Genomic DNA, 2,589 nt, shown 5'->3' with positions numbered 1-2,589 from the left:
GCGCGGGGGACCCCACGGAGCTGGCGCTGCTCGCGGCGGCGCGGGCCCGGGGCGTGGAGCGCTCGGACGTGGAGCGCGAGCGCCCCCGGGTGTCGGAGCAGCCCTTTGATTCGGACCGGCGGCGCATGAGCGTCCTGCGCTCGGACGGCGTGCTCTATGTGAAGGGCGCGCTGGAGGCGCTCCTCCCGCTGTGCCGGGAGGTGCCTCCGGGCGTGGCGGAGGCCCTGGCCCTGCTGGCGGGGCGCGCCCTGCGCGTGCTGGCCGTGGCGGAGGGGCGGGGCCCTGACGAGCGGGACCTCACGCTGGTGGGGCTGGTGGGGCTCGCGGATCCGCCCCGGCCCGAAGCGGTGGAGGCCGTGCGCGCGGCGCGCGAGGCCGGGGTGCGCACGGTGATGATCACCGGCGACCATCCCGCCACGGCCCTGGCCATCGCGAAGGAGCTGGGCCTCCTGCGTGAGGGTGAATCGCCGGAGGGCACCGTGCACGCGCGGGCGACCGCGGAAGAGAAGCTCCACATCGTGCGCGGCTGGAAGGCGCGCGGGGAGGTGGTCGCCATGACGGGGGACGGGGTGAACGACGCGCCCGCCCTGCGCGAGGCCCACATCGGCATCGCCATGGGCCGCACCGGCGCGGAGGTCACCCGCGAGGCGTCCGACCTCATCCTCACGGACGACAACTTCGCGAGCATCGTGGCGGCCGTGCGCGAGGGGCGCGGCATCTACGAGAACATCCGCAAGACGCTCGTCTACCTGCTGGCGGGCAACGCCGGGGAGCTGGTGCTGATGCTCGGCGCGTCGCTGCTGGGGCTGCCCCTGCCGCTGCTGCCCCTGCACCTGCTCTGGGTGAACCTCGTCACCGACGGGCTGCCGGCCCTGGCGCTGGTCATGGACCCCGCTCCTCCGGACGTCATGCGGCGGCCGCCGCGGCGGCCGGAGGAGCCCATGCTGGGCCGGCGGGAGTGGACGGCGGTGCTGGCCACGGGCCTGCTGGACGCCGCTGTCTCGCTGGGCACCTTCCTCTGGAGCCTCCAGCACCTGCCGGTGGAGGAGGCGCGCACCCTGACCTTCACCGTGCTGGTGTGCTGCCAGGTGCTGCGCTCCTTCGCCGCGCGCAGCGTGGGGCTGCTCCACTGGGAGGTGGGCGCCTTCGACAACCGGCCGCTGCTCGCGGTGGCGGCCCTCACCCTGGCGCTGCAGGTCGCCCTGCCGGAGGTGCCCGCGCTCGCCGCGTTCTTCTCGCTGGTGCCGCTGGAGGCCACGCACCTCGCGCTCGCCCTGGGGCTGGGGTTCATCCCGGTGAGCGTGCTGGAGCTGCGCAAGCTGCTGCTGCGCGGGGTGGCGCGGGCCCGCGCGCGCGCCCCCGCTGGCGGTTGAGGCGGTGGCCGGGCCGGGCCTCTCAGCGCGGGCGCACCTGCTCGGCCCGGACCTCCGTCGCCTCCAGGGGCTCGCCCCGCTCGAAGCGGCGGATGCTTTCGAGCGTGGTGCGGGCGATGGCGCCCAGGGCTTCCCGGGTGAGGAAGGCCTGGTGCGCGGTGATGAGCACGTTGGGGAAGGTGAGCAGCCGCGCGAGCACGTCGTCCTGGAGCACCTGTCCGGAGAGGTCCTGGAAGAAGACGCCTTCCTCCTCCTCGTACACGTCCAGCCCGGCGGCCCCCAGGTGGCCGGACTTGAGCGCCGCCAGCAGGGCCTGGCTGTCGATGAGCGCCCCGCGGCCGGTGTTGATGAGCATCGCGCCGGGCTTCATCCGCGCGAGCGCCGCCGCGTCGATGAGGTGGCGCGTGCCGGGCGTGAGGGGCAGGTGCAGGGAGAGGATGTCCGCCCGGGTCAGGGCCTCCGGGAGCGCCACGGGCTCCAGGTGCAGCCGCCGCGCGTCCTCGTCCTTCAGCTGGGGATCCACCGCGAGCAGCCGGCAGCCGAAGCCGTGGAAGATGCGGGCGGTGGCGCGGCCAATGCGCCCCAGCCCCACCAGGGCCACCGTCTTGCCGTGCAGGTCGAACCCCACCAGCCCGTCCAGCGAGAAGTTCCACTCGCGCACCCGCGCGTAGGCGCGGTGCACCTTGCGGTTGAGCGCGAGCACGAGCGCCGCGGTGTGCTCGGCCACGGCCTCGGGGGAGTACTCGGGCACGCGCACGACGGTCATCCCCAGCCGGGCGGCCTCCGCCAGGTCCACGTGGTTGAAGCCCGCCGAGCGCAGCGCCACCAGCCGCGTGCCCCCCTTCGCCAGCGCCTGGAGGCAGGGGCCGTCCAGCCGGTCATTCACGAAGGAGCACACCCCGGGGAAGCCCGCCGCCAGTCCCACCGTCTGCGGCGTCAGGCGGGGCTCGAACCAGGTGAACTCATGGCCGAACGCGGCGTTGGCCTCCTCGAAGGCGGTGCGGTCGAAGCGGTGGGTGTCGAAGAAGGCGATGCGCATGGGCGTGTCCCCTGGGCGGCGCGTGAAGGTGGCCGCGGGCTCCTCGCCGGACTCTGCATCCGCCATGCGCGGCGGGGACACCGGCCCCGGGGGCTGGGGGGGCGCAAGCGTTGCGCGGTGCACGGGGCCTGCGTGCAACTCCTGCGGGGGCGCGCCGCGCACGGCCCGGGACAACGG

At 75.0% G+C, this 2,589-nt stretch carries 2 protein-coding genes; one reads left to right on the top strand and one right to left on the bottom strand.

The genetic code is table 11. The annotated features are described in order from the left end of the window. Positions 1-1,373: cation-translocating P-type ATPase (locus D7V80_RS40700; protein ID WP_147447395.1), on the top strand; the 1,373-nt coding region annotated here is incomplete at its 5' end. Between the two features lie 22 nt (positions 1,374-1,395). On the opposite strand, the gene D7V80_RS40695 is transcribed toward D7V80_RS40700, so the two are convergent. Continuing rightward, on the bottom strand, positions 1,396-2,589 hold a 1,194-nt coding region (locus tag D7V80_RS40695; RefSeq protein WP_304988483.1), incomplete at its 5' end, for a 2-hydroxyacid dehydrogenase.

This window comes from Corallococcus sp. CA054B, from assembly GCF_003611625.1.
Classification (GTDB): Bacteria; Myxococcota; Myxococcia; order Myxococcales; family Myxococcaceae; genus Corallococcus; species Corallococcus coralloides.
Note: the sequence above shows the minus strand (reverse complement) of the source record. Positions and strands in the feature narration are given on the sequence as shown.